The sequence below is a fragment of the Thiolapillus sp. genome, from assembly GCF_048562965.1.
GTDB lineage: Bacteria > Pseudomonadota > Gammaproteobacteria > Chromatiales > Chromatiaceae > Thiolapillus > Thiolapillus brandeum_A.
This window is the reverse complement of the sequence record NZ_JBHNMF010001257.1, coordinates 1-748: the sequence shown is the minus strand read 5'-3', so window position 1 is coordinate 748 and position 748 is coordinate 1. Positions and strand designations below refer to the sequence as shown.

Sequence of the window (748 nt, the reverse complement as noted above, 5' to 3'; positions counted from 1 at the left end):
CGAACGCTGGATGTTGGTCGATGCCCCCGTGGGGGCAGTGACGACCTTCGCCAGTTGGTACGCCCGCCTGTGGTCGCAGGAGCCCATGACTCTGCAGGCCTTCGTCACCCTGCTGGGCATCGATCGTTTCTTCGATGCCAAGGATCGACGACTGCCTGCGTTGTTGGACGATTCGCTGCAGCACCAGGACGAAGTCACCGATGCCCTGGGCAAGCAGGTGCAGCGGGCCGTGGAAGTACTGATCCAATCTCTCGATCGGGCCAATCACGACCGGAATCAAGAGCTCCTGAAAGGCATACCGCCGGGTGAGCTCTACGAGGCGGCGCTCACGGTGATGATGCGTCTGGTGTTCCTGTTGAGTGCCGAAGAGCGCGAGTTGATGGACGTGGTCAAGGACGAACGCTTCCAGGCCTACTACGCCGTCTCCTCCCTGCGAATCCAGCTTCGGGAACAGGCAGAGCTGCACTCCGAGGAGATCCTCTCGCACCGGCGGGATGCCTGGTCGCGTCTGCTGGCCATCTTCCGGGCCATCTATGGCGGCATCGAACACGAGGCACTTCGCATGCCCGCGCTGGGTGGCTCCCTGTTCGACCCCGATCGATTCCCTTTCCTCAAGGGTAGGACCAAGGGCACGAGCTGGCGGACGGACGAAGCCAGACCCCTGCCCATCGACAACCGCACCGTATTGCTGTTGCTCGACGCCATCCAACTGTTCCAGGGGCGAACTCTCTCCTACAGAGCATTGGAC

The 748-nt window shown here is 62.0% G+C and carries 1 pseudogene; it reads left to right on the top strand.

The window, feature by feature from the left end:
- Positions 1–748, top strand: a pseudogene (locus ACOCD2_RS23655) (restriction endonuclease); the annotation flags it as partial.